The organism is Cellulomonas massiliensis JC225 (assembly GCF_000312005.1).
GTDB lineage: Bacteria > Actinomycetota > Actinomycetes > Actinomycetales > Cellulomonadaceae > Cellulomonas > Cellulomonas massiliensis.
On record NZ_HE978588.1, the window covers coordinates 349,571 to 367,003 of the forward strand.

Here is a 17,433-nt window from a genome sequence, read left to right on the forward strand (position 1 = left end):
GGACGCCCCCTGGGCGAGCTGCTCGGCGCCGTCGGCCGCACCCTGCGCGCCGTCCGCGAGCTGGTGCGCGCCGTCGGCCGACTGCCCGATGTAGTCCGCCAGCGTGGCCAGCCCGCCGGCGGACTGCTGCACGCCGTCGACCAGCGCGCGGCCGCCCTCGGCGAGCGCGCCCAGGCTGTCGACGAGCGACGGCTGCTGCGCCGTGCCGGTGTTGACGCCGGCGTCGAGCGCCGCGGCGCCCTCGGCCACCTGGCCGGCGACGGACGTCAGCGTCGGCTGCCCGTTCACCGGGGCGTCGCCCTGCTGGGCCTGGATGGCCTGCACGAGCGTGTCGCACGTCGTCGGCACACCCGCCCGGCAGGCCTCGGCCAGCTGCTCGAAGCCGTCGAGCATGGCGTCGAGACCCTGCGCGACCCCGGCCGTCCCCTGCGCGAGCCCGGCCGTGCCGCCGGAGAGCCCGTCGGGCGAGGCGACCCCGGCGGCGACCGCCTCCAGCCCGCTGGCGAACCGCTCCGCCTGCGGCGCTCCGTCGGCCGCGGCCTCGGCGGAGCCCTGCACCTGGTCGGCGATCTGGTCCAGGCCGCCCGCGAGCTCCTCGACGCCGCCGGCCAGCCGTCCGACGCCGGTCGAGAGGTCGGACGCACCGCTGCCCAGCCGGCCGATGCCCGACGAGAGGTCCGACGCTCCGCCCGCGAGCTGGCCGACGCCCGCCGAGAGGCCGGAGGCGCCGGACGCGAGCTCGTCGACGCCCGACGACAGCGCACCCGCGCCGTCGGCGAGGCCGGAGGCGCCGGTGCCGAGCTGCCCGACGCCGTCCGCGAGCTGGTCGGCGCCGTCCGCCGCGTCGCCGAGCTTGTCCCCGAGGGTGCTGAAGCCGACCAGCACCTGCTCGAGGTAGGACTGCGTGAGCTGGCTGCCCGTCACGCCGGCGGCGGCCTGGGCGATGGCCTGCGCGATCGCACCGTCGACCGGGCGCGCCTGCGGGCTGGTCGCGATCGAGATCGTCGCGGTCCGCGCGGTGTCCGGGTCGGCGCTCGACGTGGCGGCGGCGGAGAAGTCCTTCGGGATCGTCACGACGGCGTCGTACGTGCCGTCGGCGACGCCGTCCTCCGCGTGCGCCGAGTCGGTGAGGATCCAGGTGAACGACGTCGGGTTCGACGAGCCCGCGACGTTCTCGTCGTCGGTGGCGGCGTCCGGGTCGAACGCGGCCTGGCCGGTGACGAGCGCGGCGGACAGCTGCCGCCCGAGGGGCACCGTCTGGCCGTCCAGCTCGACGGGCTCGTCGTCGTTCACGACCGCGGCGGTGATCCGCTCGAGCCGCTGGGTCGGCTCCCACAGCGCCCAGGTGAGCAGACCCCCGACGACGAGCGGGACGAGGACGAGGCCGACGATCGTCAGCCACGACGTGCGGCGGGGAGCGCCCACGCGCTCGGCTCGCAGGGCGCTCATCGGGTGACCTCCAGGGTCGGGACGTCGGCGTCGGGGCGCCCGCGGGGCGCCTCCGGCTCGGGCAGGACGAGGACGACGGCGCCGTCGCGCGGCACGAGGCCGTTGAGGTCGGCGGTGTCGAGGCAGCTCACGACGAGCGTGGTGCCGGCGGCGTGCGCGGCGGACAGCAGGTCGCCGACGGCGGCGCGCTGGCCCGGGTCGGAGACCGAGCCCAGGTCGTCGAGCACGACCACCGGCGTCCGCCAGGCGAGCGCCTCGCGCACCGTCCCGACCGCGTCGGTCGCTCCCCAGAGGCGGGCGACCGCGACCCGGCGGCGCACGGAGCCGGCGCGGATCGGCAGCGGGAGCCCGAGGACCTTGAGCCTGCCCTCGTCCGCGTGCACGCGGCCCGCGAGCGTGAGCAGCAGCGGCGTGCGGCCGCTGCGGTGCGGGCCGGCGACGACGAGCGTCCCTCCGGCCGGCACGCGGAACGCGACGTCGGCGTAGAACGGCCGGTCCTCGCCGTCGAGCCGCAGGCCGTCGGCGGCGAGCGCGTCGGTCGCCCCCGGCTCCGGCCAGTCGGCCAGCGCGAGCTCGCGCGCGAGCCCCTCGCCCTCGACGTCGAACGACGGCAGCGCCCGCTCCAGGCGGTGCGGCATGCGCCAGGCGCGCTCGCCCAGCACGTGCAGGACGGCCGGCACGAGCGTCATGCGGACGACGAACGCGTCCACGAAGATGCCGACCGCGAGGCCGAGCGCGATGGGCTTGATGCTGCTGTCGCCCTCCGGCACGAACGCGGCGAACACCGCGAACATGATCGCCGCGGCGGCGGTGACGACCGGCGCCGAGCCGATGAACCCGCGCCGCACGGCCTCGCGGGCAGGTGCCCCGTGGGCGTGCTCCTCGCGCATCCGGGAGACGAGGAACACCTCGTAGTCCATCGCGAGGCCGAACAGGATGCCCATGAGGATGATCGGCATGAAGCTGATGACCGGCCCGAGCCGGTCGACGTGCAGCAGGTCGGCGAAGTGGCCGTCCTGGAACACGAGGACGACGACGCCGAACGCCGCCACGACCGAGAGCAGGTAGCCGAGCGTCGCCTTGAGGGGCACCCACAGCGACCGGAACACCATCATCAGCAGCAGGAACGACAGGCCGACGACGAGGATCCCGAACGGCAGCAGCGCACCGCCGAGCCGCGCGGAGATGTCGACGCCGATCGCGGTGATGCCGGTGACCTGGATGTCGACGCCGTACTCCTGCGCCAGGCGGTCGTGCTGCGCGCGGATGTCGTGCACCAGGTCGGCGGTGCGGGCGTCGTCCGGGCCGGTCTCGGGGACGACCTGGACGATGCCCGTGTCCGCGGTCATGTTGGGGGTCGCGAGCGGGACCGCGGCAACGCCGGGGAGCTGCTCCAGCTCCTCCTTGAGGTCCGCCATGAGGCCGAGCGGGTCGGTCGAGCCCACGATCGTCGTCGTGACGACGAGCGGTCCGTTGAACCCGGGCCCGAAGTGCTCGGCCGTCAGGTCGTACGCGACGCGCGGCCCGGAGCCCTCCGGCTGCGACCCGGCGTCCGGGAGCGCGAGCTCGAGCCGGCTCGCGGGGATCGCGAGCGACCCGAGCCCGACGACGACGAGCAGGATCGTCGCCACGGGGCGGCGCGTCACGGTGCGCACCCAGCCCGCGAAGAACCGGTTCTCGTGCGGCTTCTCCCCCGCTGCCTTGCGGCGTCGGCGCGGCAGCACGCGGCCCTTGGCGAAGCCGAGCAGCGCGGGCGTCAGCGTGAGGGACAGCGCGACGGCGATCCCGACGCCGGCCGCGGCGGCGACGCCCATGACGGTGAGGAACGGGATGCCCGCCACGCCGAGCCCGACGAGCGCGATCATGACCGTCAGGCCCGCGAACACGACGGCCGAGCCGGCGGTCGCGAGCGAGCGCGCGGTCGACTCCTCGGGGTCCATGCCCTCGCGCAGCTGCCCCTGGTGGCGGGAGATGATGAACAGCGCGTAGTCGATGCCGACCGCCAGGCCGAGCATGAGCGACAGCAGCGGGGTCGTCGACGAGATCGTGGCGAACTGCGTCGCGATGAAGATGCCCGCCGTCGAGAGCGCGACGCCGATGAGCGCCGTGAGGATCGGCATGCCCGCCGCGACGAACGAGCCGAAGGTGAGGAACAGCACGACGCCCGCGATGACGACGCCGAGGCCCTCGGTGATCGTCACGCCGGGCACGTTGTGGCTGAACATGTCGCCGCCGAGCGCGACCTCGGAGCCCTCGGGCAGCGCGGCGCGCAGGTCCTCGGCGGCCTGCTCCAGCGCGTCCTTCGTGGCGTCCGGCACCGTGCTCGACTGCGCGTCGACCTGCGCCGTGACGATGGCCGCGCGGCCGTCCTCGGAGACCAGGTCCCGGACGGTCTCGCCGAACGGGTCGGCGACGGACTCGACGCGCTCGACGTCCCCGAGCGTCGCGATCGCGTCCTCGACCGGGCCGCGGACGGACGCGTCGGTCACCTCGGTGCCCTCGGGCGACACGACGACGTACGTCGCGGACGTGCCGGCGGCCTGCGGGAACGTGGCGTTGAGGCGGTCCATCGCCTCGCCCGCCTCCGTGCCCGGGATGGTGAAGGTGTTGTCGGTGCCCTGGTTGAGAGTCGCGGCGCCGACGCCGGCGACGAGCACGACGAGGAGCCACAGGACGACCACGCGGCGCCGGTGGCGGTACGCCCAGCGGCCGAGGCGGTACAGCACGGAGGACACGGGTCTCCCAAGGTCTGGAGTGGGGTGGGCGATGCGCCGGTGCATCCGGGTGCACGTCGCGCGACCGGCCGGCGGCCGATACGCGGGTGTATCCGATACAGGACTGTATCCGACTAGGATCGGGGCATGCCAACACCTCTCGACGACGCCCGGCGTGCCGTCGAGCAGCCCGCGAGCGGGGGGACGGTCACCGAGGAGCGGCAGCCCCCCGGCGGCGACTCCCCGCGCCGCGCCCGGACCCGCGAGCGGCTCGTCGACGCCGCCTGGGCGGTGTTCGCCGAGCACGGGCTGGCTGGCGCGTCCGTCGAGGCCGTCGTCGAGCGCGCGGGCTTCACGCGCGGCGCGTTCTACTCGAACTTCTCCTCCAAGGAGGAGCTGTTCCTCACCGTGATGGCGCGCGGGCGCGAGCAGTGGATCGCCCGCCTCGTGGCGCGGGCGGACGAGCTCCTGCCGTCCTCCGAGGCGCCGGCCGTCGTGCCCGAGGACACCGTCGGCCCGATCGTCATGGAGCTGCTCGGCAGCCCGTTCGACTTCCGCCGCGACGCCCTCATGCAGGCGGAGTTCCGCCTGCTCGCGCTGCGTGACGACGACCTCGCGCGCGCCTACGTGGCGGACCGCGACGCGTTCGAGGAGTCGCTCGTGCCGCTCGTCACCGACATCCTGCAGCGGGGCGGGCGCCAGGCCCTGCTCGACGCCCGCTCCCTGGTACGGCTGCTCGCGGCCCTGCACAAGGAGACGGTCGTGGACGCCCTGCTGTCCGGGAGCGACGAGAGGCAGGCCGCCGCCGCGGGTCACGCCGCGGTCATCGAGGTCCTGCCGCTTCTCATCACGCCGCCCACCGCCTGACCCGCGCTCACCGGTCGGCGCGCAGCAGGTCGAGCTCGAGCCACCGCGCCAGGTCGTCGAGCTCGTCGTCGACGGCCGCGGCCGTCGAGGCGTCCCACGCACCGTCGCGGTGCACGGCGTCGACGCGCAGCACGCCGGCGCGCACGTCCGCCGTCGCGTCCACCTTGCCGACGAGCCGGTCGCCGTGGAGCACCGGCAGCGCGTAGTACCCCCAGCGCCTCGCGGGCGCGGGCTTGAACATCTCCAGCGCGTAGTCGAACGCGAACAGCTCGGTCATGCGACGGCGGTCCTGGAGCAGGCGGTCGAACGGCGAGAGCAGCGCGGTGCGCGGCACGAACGGCGCGTCCAGCAGCTCGGGCAGCACGCGCCAGGTGCCGCGGACGCCCTCGACGACGGCCGGCACGCCCACGTCGCCCACGTCGACCGCCTCCACGGGGTTCTGCGCCGCCCGGCCGCGGGCGATGCCCATCGCCGCGAGCCGGCGCTCGCGCACCCGCCGGTCCGCCTCCTGCAGCGGCACCACCTGCGGCACGTAGACGCGCTCCGCCAGGTCGAACAGGCGCTCACGGCCGTCGCGACCCGCGACGGCGACCTGCCCGGACGCGACCATGAGGTCGAGCATCCGCGTCACGTTCTTGTCGTTCGTCCACCCCGTCGAGCGCCACGGCCGCACGCACGTGTCCGGCAGTGCGCGTGACGGCAGCGGTCCGTCCGCGCGCAGCAGCTCGAGGATGTCGAGGCGGCAGCGCTCGTTGTCGCGCAGCCAGCGTGCCAGGCCCTCGCGCCACGGACGCGGGTCGAGCCCTCCGGGCCACGCCTGCATCGCGGCCCGGAAGAGCGCGACGTCCTCGGCCGGGCGCAGCAGGCCGGCGAGCTCGACCACCCGCTGGGCGTCCACGAGCGCGGCGAGCTCGCGCGGGTCGTACGCGGAGCCGATCCGGCTCCACAGCACGAGGTCCGGGCTCGCCGCGACGGCCCGCGTCGGGTCGAGCTGCAGCACCGTGAAGTGGCGGAGCACCTCGAGCACGTCGTCCGGGCGCGGCGCCGTGAGCAGCTGCGCGCGCACGGCCACGCGGCGCGCGTCGGCGGCCGAGAGGTGCAGCACGTCGTCCACGCGCGCGACGCTAGCCCTCCTCCCCGACACCGCCGCGCCCGTGGGCGCGCTCTGGCACGCTCGGGCCATGGACCAGCGGCTGAGCTTCGTCACCCTCGTCGTGCGGGACCTCGCGGCGACCCGGCGGTTCTACGTCGACGGGCTGGGGTGGCACCCCGAGCTCGACGTCCCCGGCGAGGTCCTCATGCTGCGGGTGGCGGACCGCGTCGTCCTGTCGCTGTGGGCGCTCGGGGCCGCGGTCGCCGAGATCGGCGAGGTCACGCTCGGCGGGACGCCGCCCGTCACGCTCGCGCACAACGTCGCGACCACCGAGGAGGTCGACGCCGCGCTGGAGCAGGCGCGTGCGGCGGGCGCCCCGTCCGTGAGCGCGGCGCAGCACCGGGACTGGGGCGGGTACTCGGGCTACTTCGCCGACCCTGACGGCTTCCGCTGGGAGGTCGCGTACAACCCGGGTCCGATCGGCACCTCCGTCCTCCCCTGACGCCGCTGGCCCGGACGCCCGCCAGGAGGGCACCCGGCAGCGCGCGTGCCACGATGGCCGCATGAGCGACGACGCCGACCTCGCCTCCACCATCGCCGAGCTCGAGCAGCAGGAGCGCGAGCTCGTGCTGCCGCACCTCGACAACGACGACGCGTGGGCGCTCGGGTGCCTGCTGGTCGAGCTCGCCGCCGAGCGCGACCTCCCCGTCGTGGTGGACGTCCGCCGCGCCGGGCAGCAGCTGTTCCACGCGGCCCGCCCCGGGACGACGGCGGACAACGACTCGTGGGTCGAGCGCAAGGCGCGCGTCGTCATGCGGTTCGGCGCCTCGTCCTACCTCGTCGGGCTGCGCGCCCGCGCCCGCGGGACCACCTTCGGCGAGCAGCACCAGCTGCCGCACCAGGAGTACGCGGCCCACGGCGGCTCGTTCCCGCTGCGCGTCGAGGGCGTCGGCGTCGTCGGCACCGTGACCGTCTCCGGGCTGCCGCAGGCGGAGGACCACGCGCTCGTCGTCGAGGGGCTGCGCCGGCACCTCGCCTGACCACGCACCGGGCGCCGTCGGCCCACGACGCGGACGCCGCGGGGCCGCCCCGACGGGCCGACCTGGACGCCCGACCCGGATCGTGACCGAAACGATGCGGGGATGTTACCTGTCGGTAAGACATTCTCGTTTCGGGCAACACATCTGTGTTACCCATGACCTCACTGTGACCCGCCGGGGTCGATCCAGCGCGCCCCGGCTCGACGAAAGAGGTGGCGGATGACCTCCGTTGCACATCGCGGTCGGCGCCTGTGGGCGACCACCGCAGGGCTCGCGTCCACGGCACTCGTCCTGGCCGCCTGCTCCGGTGGCGGCAGCGACCCGAGCGCGTCCGAGGGCGGTGGCGGCGGCGCGTCGTCGCTGACGGTCGGCACGACCGACAAGATCACGAGCCTCGACCCGGCCGGCTCGTACGACAACGGCTCCTTCGCCGTGCAGAACCAGGTGTTCCCGTTCCTCATGAACACCCCGTACGGCAGCCCCGACGTCGAGCCGGACATCGCGGAGTCCGCCGAGTTCACGAGCCCGACGGAGTACACCGTCAAGCTCAAGAGCGGCCTGAAGTGGGCGAACGGCCACGACCTCACGTCGTCCGACGTGAAGTTCACGTTCGACCGCCAGCTGAAGATCGCCGACGACAACGGCCCGTCCTCGCTGCTGTACAACCTCGACAGCGTCGCGGCCCCCGACGACACCACCGTGGTCTTCACGCTGAAGTCGGAGAACGACCAGGTCTTCCCGCAGATCCTGTCGAGCCCGGTCGGCCCGATCGTCGACGAGGAGGTCTTCTCCCCCGACGCCCTGACCCCGGACGACGAGATCGTCGCGGCGAACGCGTTCGCCGGCCAGTACACGATCACCGACTACAAGGTGAACGAGCTCGTCTCGTACAAGAAGTACGACGGCTACCAGGGCATCCTCGAGCCGGCGAAGACGGCCGAGGTCAACGCGGTGTACTACGCCGAGTCGGAGAACCTCAAGCTCGCCGTCCAGCAGGGCGACGTCGACGTCGCGTTCCGCAGCCTCTCGGCCACGGACATCGCCGACCTCAAGGGCAACGACAAGGTGAAGGTCGTCGACGGGCCCGGCGGCGAGATCCGCTACCTCGTCTTCAACTTCGACACGCAGCCCTTCGGGGCGAAGACGTCGGACGCCGACGCCGACAAGGCGACCGCGGTCCGCAAGGCCGTCGCCGCGCTGATCGACCGCCAGGCGATCTCCGACCAGGTCTACAAGGGCACCTACACGCCCCTGTACTCCTTCGTCCCGGCCGGCCTGACCGGCGCGACCGAGTCGCTCAAGATCTACGGCGACGGCAACGGCGGGCCGAGCGTCGACCAGGCCAAGCAGTTCCTCAGCGAGGCCGGCGTCTCCGGCAAGGTCACGCTGAACATCCAGTACTCGAACGACCACTACGGCCCGTCGTCGCCGGACGAGTACGCGATGATCAAGGACCAGCTCGAGTCGAGCGGCCTGTTCACGGTCAACCTGCAGACCACCGAGTGGGTGCAGTACTCCAAGGACCGCACGTCGGACGTCTACCCCGTCTACCAGCTCGGCTGGTTCCCGGACTACTCGGACGCCGACAACTACCTCACGCCGTTCTTCCTGATCGAGAACTTCCTGGTCAACCACTTCGAGAACCAGGAGATCAACGACCTCATCCTCCAGCAGGCCACCACGGCCGACCCGGCGGAGCGTCAGTCGATCATCGAGAACATCCAGGAGTCGGTCGCGGGCTACCTGCCCACCGTCCCGTACCTCCAGGGTGCGCAGGTCGCCGTCGTCGGCAGCACCGTCAGCGGCGCGGAGGACACGCTCGACGCGTCCTTCAAGTTCCGGTACGGCGCCCTGTCGAAGGGCTGACCACGGGCACCGGGCGGCCCCGCGCACCGCGGGGCCGCCCGACTCGCGCCTGACCTCGGCACGGCCCGGACGCCACCCGTCCGGGCCGTGCCACCCCCGGCTCCAGAAAGGTCGTCATGACCTCCACGACCCCGGCCGCGCCGGCTGCGCCCTCCGCGCCCGCGGCACCCGAGGCCCCGCAGCGACGCGGGCGCCCGGCGGGCAGCCCGCTGCTGCGCTACCTGCTCGTGCGCTTCCTGCTGATCTTCCCGACGATCCTCATCCTCGTCTCCGTCGTGTTCGTGATGCTGCGCCTCACGGGCGACCCGATCACGGCGGCGCTCGGCGGGCGGCTCACGCCCGACCAGCTCCAGGAGCGCATCCACGAGGCCGGCTACGACCGGCCGATCGTCGTGCAGTACCTCGACTACCTCGGCAGCATCGTCCGCGGCGACTTCGGCACGACGATCTCCGACAACCGGCCGGTCACGCAGGTGCTGCTCACGTACGGCACCGCGACCCTCGAGCTCGTCGTCTACGGCATGCTCGTCGCCCTGCTCATCGGCATCCCGCTCGGGCGCATCGCCGCATCCCGGCGCGACAGCGGCGGCGACGCGACCCTGCGGGTGGCCTCGATCCTCGCGTACGCGACGCCCGTGTTCTTCCTCGGCATGCTGCTCAAGCTCGTGTTCTCGGTGTGGCTCGGCGTGCTGCCGGTCTCGGGCCGGGCGTCCACGATCTCGACGCTGAAGATGAGCCGCGAGGGCTCGTCCACCGGCATCTACCTCATCGACGCGATCAGCACCGGCGACGGCGCGGTGATCTCCGACGTGCTCCAGCACGCGATCCTGCCGGCCGTGACGCTGGGCCTCATCACCGGCGGCATCTTCCTGCGCCTCGTCCGGACGAACGTCATGGGCACGCTGGCGACCGGCTACGTGGAGGCGGCGCGCTCGCGCGGCGTCGGCGAGCGGCGCCTGTTGCGCAAGCACGCGTGGCGGCCGGCGCTCATCCCGATCATCACCGTCATCGGCCTGCAGACCGCCCTGCTGCTCTCGGGCGCCGTCCTCACCGAGACGACGTTCGAGTGGAAGGGCCTCGGGTTCCAGCTCGTGCAGTACCTGCTGGCCCGCGACTACGTGGCGGTGCAGGGCATGGTCGCCCTCATCGCCGTGATCGTCGCGCTCACCAACTTCGTCGTCGACGTGATCGCGGCGCTCATCGACCCCCGGATCAGGTACTGACATGGCGACGGCACTGACCCCCGAACCGACCGCCCCGGCGCCCGTCGCCGTGGCCGTCCCCGAGCGCGCCGCGTGGTGGCGCCGCCTGCCCGTGGTGCACCAGCTGCGCCAGAGCGTCGGCGTGCAGCGCACGATGCTCGTCCTCGGCCTCGTCCTCATGGCCGTGTTCCTGCTGTCCGCGATCTTCGCGCCGCTGCTCGCGCCGTACGGCTTCAGCCAGCTGCGCGACGCGTCGGGCGAGGCGTTCGGCGCGCAGCAGCCGCCCTCCGCGGAGCACCTGCTCGGGACGACCGTCGGCGGGTACGACGTCCTGTCCCGGGTCATCTGGGGCTCGCGGACGGCGCTCATGGTCGTCGTCATCGGCCTGCTGCTGTCCGTGTTCCTCGGCATCGCGTTCGGCCTGGTGTCCGGGTACTTCGGCGGCTGGCTCGACCGCGTCGCGGTCGTGGTGGCCGACGCCGTGTACTCGTTCCCGTCCCTGCTGCTCGCGATCCTCGCCGCCATCGTCATCTCCGGCGGCCAGGCCTCGGTGTGGGGCGGCATCATGGCGACCGCGGTCTCCATCACCGTGGTCTTCATCCCGCAGTACTTCCGGGTCGTGCGGGCCGAGGTCATCCGCGTGAAGGCGGAGGCGTTCGTGGAGTCGGCGCGCGTCATCGGGACGCCGCACCGACGGATCATGACCCGCCACGTGCTGCGGAACTCGACGCGCACGCTGCCCCTCATCGTCACGCTGAACTCGTCCGAGGCGATCCTCACGCTCGCCGGCCTGGGCTTCCTCGGGTTCGGCATCGAGCCCACCAAGGGCGCCGACTGGGGCTACGACCTCAACAAGGCGCTCTCCGACATCGCGGCCGGCATCTGGTGGACGTCGGTGTGGCCGGGCGTCGCGATCGTCCTGACGGTGCTCGGCATCACGCTCGTCGGGGAGTCGCTCAACGACCTCGCCGACCCGCGGCTGCGGCGTCGCCGCCGGGCCGCCCGGCTGGCCGGCACGGTCGGCTCGACCACGGCGGTGCCCGGCGGCGTGCTCGCGGCCGGCGCGCAGGGCGCCGACGGCATCGACGGGCTGGAGGCGTCCGAGCAGGACGCGCTCGACCCGCTGGAGGACCCGGTGGCGGAGCCCCGGGGCGTCGCCGGCACCGGCGGCGACGAGGGAGGGAGCCGCTCGTGAGCGCGCAGACCACCGGCCCCCGGGCCGTCGTCGACATCCAGGACCTGACGGTCACGTTCTCGACCGACGGGGGCGACGTGCGCGCGGTGCGCGGCGTGAGCCTGTCGGTCGCCCCGGGCGAGGTGCTGGCCGTCGTCGGCGAGTCCGGCTCGGGCAAGACCGTCACCGCGCGGTCGATCCTCGGCCTGCTGCCCTCCACCGCGACCACCGAGGGCGCCGTCCTGCTCTCGGACCGCGCCATCCGCGACGAGGTCGAGGGTGCGGACGACTCGGGCACGCCGGTCGTCGACGTCACGCGGCTGCGTCCGTCGCTCCTGCGCAAGGTCCGCGGCCGCGACGCCGCGATGGTCTTCCAGGAGCCGTCGAGCGTCCTCAACCCCGTGTTCCCGGTCGGCTGGCAGATCGCGGAGGGCCTGCGGGCGCACGCGAACGTGAGCCGCGCCGAGGCGCGCGAGCGGGCGATCGAGGCGCTCCGGCAGGTCGGCATCCCCGACCCGGAGCACCGGGTGGACCACTACCCGCACCAGTTCTCGGGCGGTCAGAAGCAGCGCATCGTCATCGCCCAGGCGCTCGTGCTCGACCCGGGGCTGATCATCGCCGACGAGCCCACCACGGCCCTCGACGTCACGGTGCAGGCCGAGATCCTCGAGCTGCTGCGGCGGCTGCCGAAGGAGCTCGGCACCGCGGTCGTCCTCATCACCCACAACATGGGCGTGGTCGCCGACCTGGCCGACCGCGTGGCGGTGATGTACGACGGCGAGATCGTCGAGCAGGCGGACGTGCAGACGCTGTTCCGCGCCCCGCGGCACGAGTACACGAAGGCCCTGCTCGAGGCCGTGCCGAAGATCGGCGCACGGGCCCGCGTGACGGAGCCGGCACGGTCGGTCGTCGACGCGTCGGCGCCCGCCGCCGACGCCCCGGCTCCGGTCGTGGAGGCCCGCGGCCTGCGGATCACCTACCCGGGCCGCCTGCGCCAGCCCGCGTTCGTCGCGGTCGACGGCGTCGACCTGTCGATCGCGCCGGGCGAGGTGCTCGGCCTGGTCGGCGAGTCGGGCTCCGGCAAGACGACGATCGGGCGGGCGATCGCGGGCCTGACGCCCGTCTCGGGCGGGTCGCTGGAGGTGCTGGGCGTCGAGATGAACGGCGTCAAGGAGCGGCAGTTCCGCCCCGTGCGCCGGCGCATCGGCTTCGTCTTCCAGGACCCCGCGACGAGCTTCAACCCGCTGCTGACGATCGCGCAGTGCGTCGCCGAGCCGCTCGTGGTGCACGGCGTCGCGCGGGACGCGTCGGCGGCGCGGCCGCGGGTCGACGAGCTGCTCGAGGCCGTCCAGCTGCCCCGCGCGTTCGGCGACCGGTTCCCCCACGAGCTCTCGGGCGGCCAGCGCCAGCGCGCGTCCCTGGCCCGGGCGCTCGCGCTCGACCCGGAGCTGCTCATCGCGGACGAGCCGACGTCGGCGCTCGACGTCTCGGTGCAGGCGCGGGTGCTGGAGCTGTTCGGCCGGCTCCAGGAGGAGCTCGGGTTCGCGTGCCTGTTCGTCAGCCACGACCTCGCGGTCGTCGACCTGCTCGCGGACCGCATCGCGGTGCTGCACCGCGGCGTGCTCGTCGAGGAGGGCACGGGCGACCAGGTGCTGGCCGACCCGCAGCACGCGTACACGCAGCGGCTGCTCGCGTCGCTCCCCGTGCCCGACCCCGTGGAGCAGGCCGGCCGCCGCGAGCGCTGGGCCGCCCTGCGCTGACGCCCGCCCCGCCCGACGAGGCCGTCGCCCCGCACGGGGCGGCGGCCTCGCGCGTGCCGAGGGCGCCGGGACCCGCCGTCAGCCCAGCGCGACCGCGATGAGCAGCATCGTCACGAGGAACCCCGTCACGAGGTTGAGCCACAGGAACGTGCGCCACCCGGCGTGCGCGCGCTCGCAGTCGTCGTCGCGCACGGACCAGAACCGGGCGACGCTGATCGCGTACGGCAGCGGCAGGACGGCGGCCAGCACGCCCGGCCAGGGGACGAGCAGGAGCAGCGCCGAGGCGCCGAGGTAGAGCACGAACGACCCGACGACGGTCGCGTGCGCGCCCAGCACGGTGGCGACGGACGCGATGCCGCCCTCGCGGTCGGCCCGCACGTCCTGCACCGCGCCGAACGCGTGCGACGCCATGCCCCAGAGCACGAACGCGACGAGCACCGGCCAGGCGGTGCGCGCGGACAGGTCGGCGTCGGCGAGCACGAGCGCGTACAGCAGCGGTCCGACGAAGTGCATGGCGGACGTCAGCGAGTCCAGGACGGGCCGCTCCTTGAACCGCAGCCGCGGCGCCGAGTACGCGACGACCAGGAACACGACGAGCGCCAGCACGAGGTCGGCGGCGAGGTCGCCCACGGCCACGAGCCACGCGAGGAACGGCACGCTCGTCAGGACGCACGACCACAGGATCCGCCGGTGCGTGCGCGCGGCGGTCGCCGGGTCCGCGAGCGCACCCTCGATCCCGCCCTTGCGGGGGTTGCGCAGGTCCGACTCGTAGTCGAAGACGTCGTTCACGCCGTACATGACGAGGTTGTACGGGACGAGGAAGAAGAGCGTCCCCACGACGAGCGTCGCGTCCACCCGCCCGCCCGTGGCCATCAGCCAGCCGGCGGCGAAGGGGTACGCCGTGTTGATCCAGGAGAACGGCCGCGAGGCGGCGAGGACGTCGCGCACCGCGCTCGTCCGGGTCGGCGCCGCGGTCACGGCGCGCCCTCCCCCGGCGCGACGACGGGGCCGACGCGCCGGCGCCGGCCGAGCACCACCCAGAGGGCCGGCATCGCGACCCCGGCGACGAGCGCGTAGAAGAAGTCCTCCAGCGGCGCCTTCCACAGGTAGACGCCGAGGATCTTCGCCGGGTCGAACTCGTAGAGCCGGGCCGTGATCATCACGGAGTCGAAGACCAGCGTCAGGACGCACAGGTGCACGGCGGTCCAGACGAGCGGCGCGCGCCGCGCGTGACGCAGCTCGGGGACGCCCACCGCCAGGACGACGGCCAGGACGATCGCGTTGAGCACGATGTTGGTCACGGCCGGGCACCCCCGTCGCCGTCGCGCGCCGCCGCCGCGGCGCCCCGCTCCCGCAGCGCCGCGCTGCGGTCGAACCACCGCCACAGGACCAGCGCGGAGTAGCAGAGCAGCGTGAGGAAGAAGACCTCCTCGACCGGCAGCTCGGGCGCGAGCAGGAGGCCCGTCATGTGGGGCGAGTCGCCGCGCGCGAAGATGCCCAGCGCGAGCCCGACCACGTCCCACGCGAGGAAGCCGAGGACGCCCAGCCCGATCGTCCAGCCCGCGCGCCGGGGGTCCGACCAGAACGCGAGCCGCCAGCGGCGGTCGACGAGCGCGAGGCCGCCGAGCGAGACCAGCAGCGCGCCGAGGTACGCGAACGACGCCAGGGTCACGACCCCTCCCCGGCCGCCACGCGGCTCCACAGACCCGCGGGCCGGGCGGCGCCCAGGAAGCCGGGGCGCAGCGGCGCCGGCAGCGGCCGGGTCGACGTCTCGCCGAGCATCCGCTTGACCACCAGCTCGGCGCTGATGAGCACCATCGGCACGCCGACGCCGGGCACGGTGCCGCCTCCGACGTGCAGCAGGTTGCCGACGCGCCGCGAGGTGTCCCCCGGCCGGAACATCGCCGACTGCGCGAGCGTGTGCTCCATCCCGAGCGCCGTGCCCCGCCAGGCCGAGTGCTGCTCCGCGAAGTCCGCCGGGGTGATGAGCCGGCGCGTGACGACCCGCTCGCGCAGGCCGGGCAGGCCCGCCCAGCGTCCGACCTGGTCGAGGTACCGGTCGGCGTGCCGCTCGGCCTGCTCGCGCCCGTCCGGGCCGGCGCCGAGCGACGGGTCGGCCGGCCACGGGACGAGCACCACGAGGGTCTCGTGCCCCGGGGGCGCCGCGCCCGGGTCGGTGGCGGTGGTGCGCGAGACGTACAGCGACGCGGGGTGCGGTACGCGCAGCCGCGACGCCTCGGTGGACCGGCCCTCGCCAAGGATGGCCTCGAAGTTCGCCGGCCAGTCCCGCGTGAACATCAGCGAGTGGTGCGCCAGCTCCGGCAGCTCGCCGCGCACGCCCGCGAGGATCAGCAGCGCCGAGATCCCGGGCCCGCGCGACTCCCAGCGCGGCTCCGGCAGGTCGCGATAGGGCTGATCGAGGAGCACCGTCTCGGTGTGGTGCCGGTCGCCGCCGGCCACGACGACGTCCGCCTCGACCCGCTCCCCGCCGGCGAGCACCACGGCCCGCGCCCGACCGCGCGCGCGGCGGCCGGGCCGCGGGGCACCGGGTTCCACGTCGATCCGGACGACGTCCGCGCCGGTGCGGATCTCCACGCCCTCACGCACCGCGAGCCGCTCGAGCGCCTCGACGAGCGTGTACATCCCGCCCCGGGGGTAGCGCACGCCGTCGACGAGGTCGAGGTGGCTCATGAGCGAGTACAGCGCGGGCACGCGGTACGGCGAGGAGCCCAGGAACACGGCGTGGTAGCCCAGCGCCTGGCGCAGCACCGGGTCCTGCACGGTGCCCGCGATCCGGTCGGCCAGGGTCTGCGTGAGGAGACGGGCCAGCTGGGGCAGCCGGACGACGACGTCCCGCGAGGCGACCCGGTCGGGCCGGGCGAAGGTGGTGTACAGGAACGAGTCCAGGGCCGTCCGGTACGCCTGCGACGACTCGCGCAGGTAGGCGTCCACTGCCGCGCCGGCCCCGGGCTCGATGCGGTCGAACAGCGCGAGGTTCGTCTCCCGGTCGGCCACCACGTCGAACGGCTCCGCGGCGCCGCCGCCGGCCGGCTCGGGGAACAGCCGGTAGGCCGGGTCGAGCGCGACGAGGTCCACGTGGTTCTCGAGGCGCTCGCCGAGCAGCGCGAACGTGTGCTCGACGACCTCGGGCATGAACCACCACGACGGCCCGGTGTCGAACCGGAACCCGTCCACCGTGAGCGTGCCCGCGCGCCCGCCGACGCGCTCGTGCCGCTCGAGCAGCGTCACCCGGGCGCCCCCGCGCGCCAGGAGCGCCGCCGTCGCCAGGCCCCCGATGCCGCCGCCGACCACGACGACCCGGCGGCCGCCCGCCCCGGCGCTCATCGGCGTGCCCGCCGGGCCTCGTCGAGCACCGCCGCCGCGGCGACCTGCAGCTTCTCGGGCCCCGGCACCCGCACGCGGGCCGCCAGGATCTCGTCGGGTCGTAGCCCGCGCAGCCGGTCGAGCAGCCGCTCGTAGAGGCCCAGCGTCGCCGCGACCGCGTACCGCGAGCGCCCCGGCAGCCGCGGCAGCGCAAGGCGGGCCGCGACCACGTCGGCGTCGATCTCGGCGAGCACCGCCGCGAGCTGCGCGTCGTCGAGGTGCCCGGCCTCGGTCCCGGGGAAGTAGGTGCGGCCCAGCTCGTCGGCGTCCGCGCCGAGGTCCCGCAGGAAGTTGATCTTCTGGAACGCGGCGCCCAGCGCGCGGGCGCCGCGCACCAGGTCGTCGTCGGGCTCGCGCACCGGCTCCCCGGGCCGCCGCTCGGCGTTGAGGAACGCGCGCAGGCACATGACGCCGACCACCTCGGCGGAGCCGTACACGTACGCGTCGAACGAGGCGCGGTCGTGCCGGACCACCGTGAGGTCCGCGCGCATGGACGCGAAGAACGGGCGCGTCTCGTCGGTCGTGATGCCGACGCGCCGGGCCGTGCGGGCGAACGCGTGGACGACGAGGTTGGTCGACCGGCCGTGCTCCAGCGCGCGCTCGGTCTGCGCCTCGAGCTCGTCGAGCTCCTGCGCGGCGTCCGCGCCGCCGTAGGTGTCCACGACCTCGTCGGCCAGCCGCACGAGCCCGTACACCGCCTCGATGTCCCGGCGCGACCGCGGGCCGAGCAGGCGGGTGCCCAGCGCGAACGACGTCGAGTAGGCCGCGAGGACCGCGGCGCTGGCACGCTGCGCGGTGCGGTCGTAGAGACGGGTCGCGCGCGCCCGCGTGGGTCCTGCCGTGGTCATGACGTCCCTCCCGGCCCGCGGTTTCTCCACGGGCGG

Annotated in this window: 15 protein-coding genes; 7 read left to right on the forward strand and 8 right to left on the reverse strand. The window is 74.3% G+C overall.

The genetic code is table 11. The features are described from left to right. The coding region (locus HGCM_RS19575; RefSeq protein WP_019135149.1) for a YhgE/Pip family protein at nt 1-1,449 on the reverse strand (1,449 nt) is incomplete at its 3' end. Next, the gene (locus HGCM_RS01620; RefSeq protein ID WP_019135150.1) at nt 1,446-4,184 is read right to left on the reverse strand and encodes an MMPL family transporter; all 2,739 of its coding nucleotides are present in this window, start codon (nt 4,182-4,184) and stop codon (nt 1,446-1,448) included. The genes HGCM_RS01620 and HGCM_RS19575, both read right to left, overlap by 4 nt. Nucleotides 4,185-4,310: 126 nt before the next feature. Here HGCM_RS01620 and HGCM_RS16390 point away from each other — a divergent pair, with 126 nt between their 5' ends. After that, entirely contained in the window at nt 4,311-5,030 is a 720-nt protein-coding gene (locus HGCM_RS16390) for a TetR/AcrR family transcriptional regulator (RefSeq protein ID WP_019135151.1), read from the forward strand. 7 nt (nt 5,031-5,037) lie between these two features. On the opposite strand, the gene HGCM_RS01630 is transcribed toward HGCM_RS16390, so the two are convergent. After that, a complete protein-coding gene (locus tag HGCM_RS01630) occupies nt 5,038-6,144 on the reverse strand; it encodes a DNA glycosylase AlkZ-like family protein (RefSeq protein ID WP_019135152.1) in 1,107 nt (368 codons plus the stop codon). Nucleotides 6,145-6,211: 67 nt separating this feature from the next. Here HGCM_RS01630 and HGCM_RS01635 point away from each other — a divergent pair, with 67 nt between their 5' ends. The 6 genes from HGCM_RS01635 to HGCM_RS01660 all read left to right on the forward strand — a co-directional run bounded on the left by HGCM_RS01635 (nt 6,212) and on the right by HGCM_RS01660 (nt 13,165). After that, the gene (locus HGCM_RS01635) at nt 6,212-6,625 is read left to right on the forward strand and encodes a VOC family protein (RefSeq protein ID WP_019135153.1); all 414 of its coding nucleotides are present in this window, start codon (nt 6,212-6,214) and stop codon (nt 6,623-6,625) included. Between the two features lie 61 nt (nt 6,626-6,686). Beyond that, on the forward strand, nt 6,687-7,163 hold the full coding sequence (locus HGCM_RS01640; RefSeq protein WP_019135154.1) for a heme-degrading domain-containing protein: 477 nt from the start codon (nt 6,687-6,689) through the stop codon (nt 7,161-7,163). Between the two features lie 219 nt (nt 7,164-7,382). Next, nucleotides 7,383-9,029 carry an ABC transporter substrate-binding protein gene (locus HGCM_RS01645; protein WP_019135155.1) on the forward strand — a complete coding sequence of 549 codons (1,647 nt, stop codon included), beginning with the start codon at nt 7,383-7,385 and terminating at the stop codon, nt 9,027-9,029. A 116-nt stretch (nt 9,030-9,145) separates the two neighbouring features. Beyond that, on the forward strand, nt 9,146-10,252 hold the full coding sequence (locus tag HGCM_RS01650; protein ID WP_019135156.1) for an ABC transporter permease: 1,107 nt from the start codon (nt 9,146-9,148) through the stop codon (nt 10,250-10,252). A 1-nt stretch (nt 10,253) separates the two neighbouring features. Further along, entirely contained in the window at nt 10,254-11,426 is a 1,173-nt protein-coding gene (locus tag HGCM_RS01655; protein WP_019135157.1) for an ABC transporter permease, read from the forward strand. Continuing rightward, entirely contained in the window at nt 11,423-13,165 is a 1,743-nt protein-coding gene (locus tag HGCM_RS01660; protein WP_019135158.1) for a dipeptide ABC transporter ATP-binding protein, read from the forward strand. Before HGCM_RS01655 ends, HGCM_RS01660 begins: the two co-directional genes overlap by 4 nt. A 78-nt stretch (nt 13,166-13,243) precedes the next feature. Here HGCM_RS01660 and HGCM_RS01665 read toward each other — a convergent pair whose 3' ends face one another. From HGCM_RS01665 to HGCM_RS01685, 5 genes are read right to left on the reverse strand one after another with little or no spacing between them, the layout of a single operon-like run. After that, complete coding sequence (locus HGCM_RS01665; RefSeq protein WP_019135159.1) at nt 13,244-14,143, reverse strand: prenyltransferase; 900 nt, start codon at nt 14,141-14,143, stop codon at nt 13,244-13,246. Next, a complete protein-coding gene (locus HGCM_RS01670; protein ID WP_019135160.1) occupies nt 14,140-14,466 on the reverse strand; it encodes a lycopene cyclase domain-containing protein in 327 nt (108 codons plus the stop codon). Before HGCM_RS01670 ends, HGCM_RS01665 begins: the two co-directional genes overlap by 4 nt. Continuing rightward, complete coding sequence (locus HGCM_RS01675) at nt 14,463-14,837, reverse strand: lycopene cyclase domain-containing protein (RefSeq protein WP_019135161.1); 375 nt, start codon at nt 14,835-14,837, stop codon at nt 14,463-14,465. Before HGCM_RS01675 ends, HGCM_RS01670 begins: the two co-directional genes overlap by 4 nt. Next, nucleotides 14,834-16,510, reverse strand: a complete 1,677-nt coding sequence (gene crtI / locus HGCM_RS01680; RefSeq protein WP_019135162.1) for a phytoene desaturase family protein — start codon at nt 16,508-16,510, stop codon at nt 14,834-14,836. Before crtI ends, HGCM_RS01675 begins: the two co-directional genes overlap by 4 nt. Next, nucleotides 16,507-17,397 carry a phytoene/squalene synthase family protein gene (locus tag HGCM_RS01685; protein WP_019135163.1) on the reverse strand — a complete coding sequence of 297 codons (891 nt, stop codon included), beginning with the start codon at nt 17,395-17,397 and terminating at the stop codon, nt 16,507-16,509. The genes crtI and HGCM_RS01685 overlap by 4 nt, the downstream gene beginning before the upstream one ends. Between the last annotated feature and the right edge of the window lie 36 nt (nt 17,398-17,433).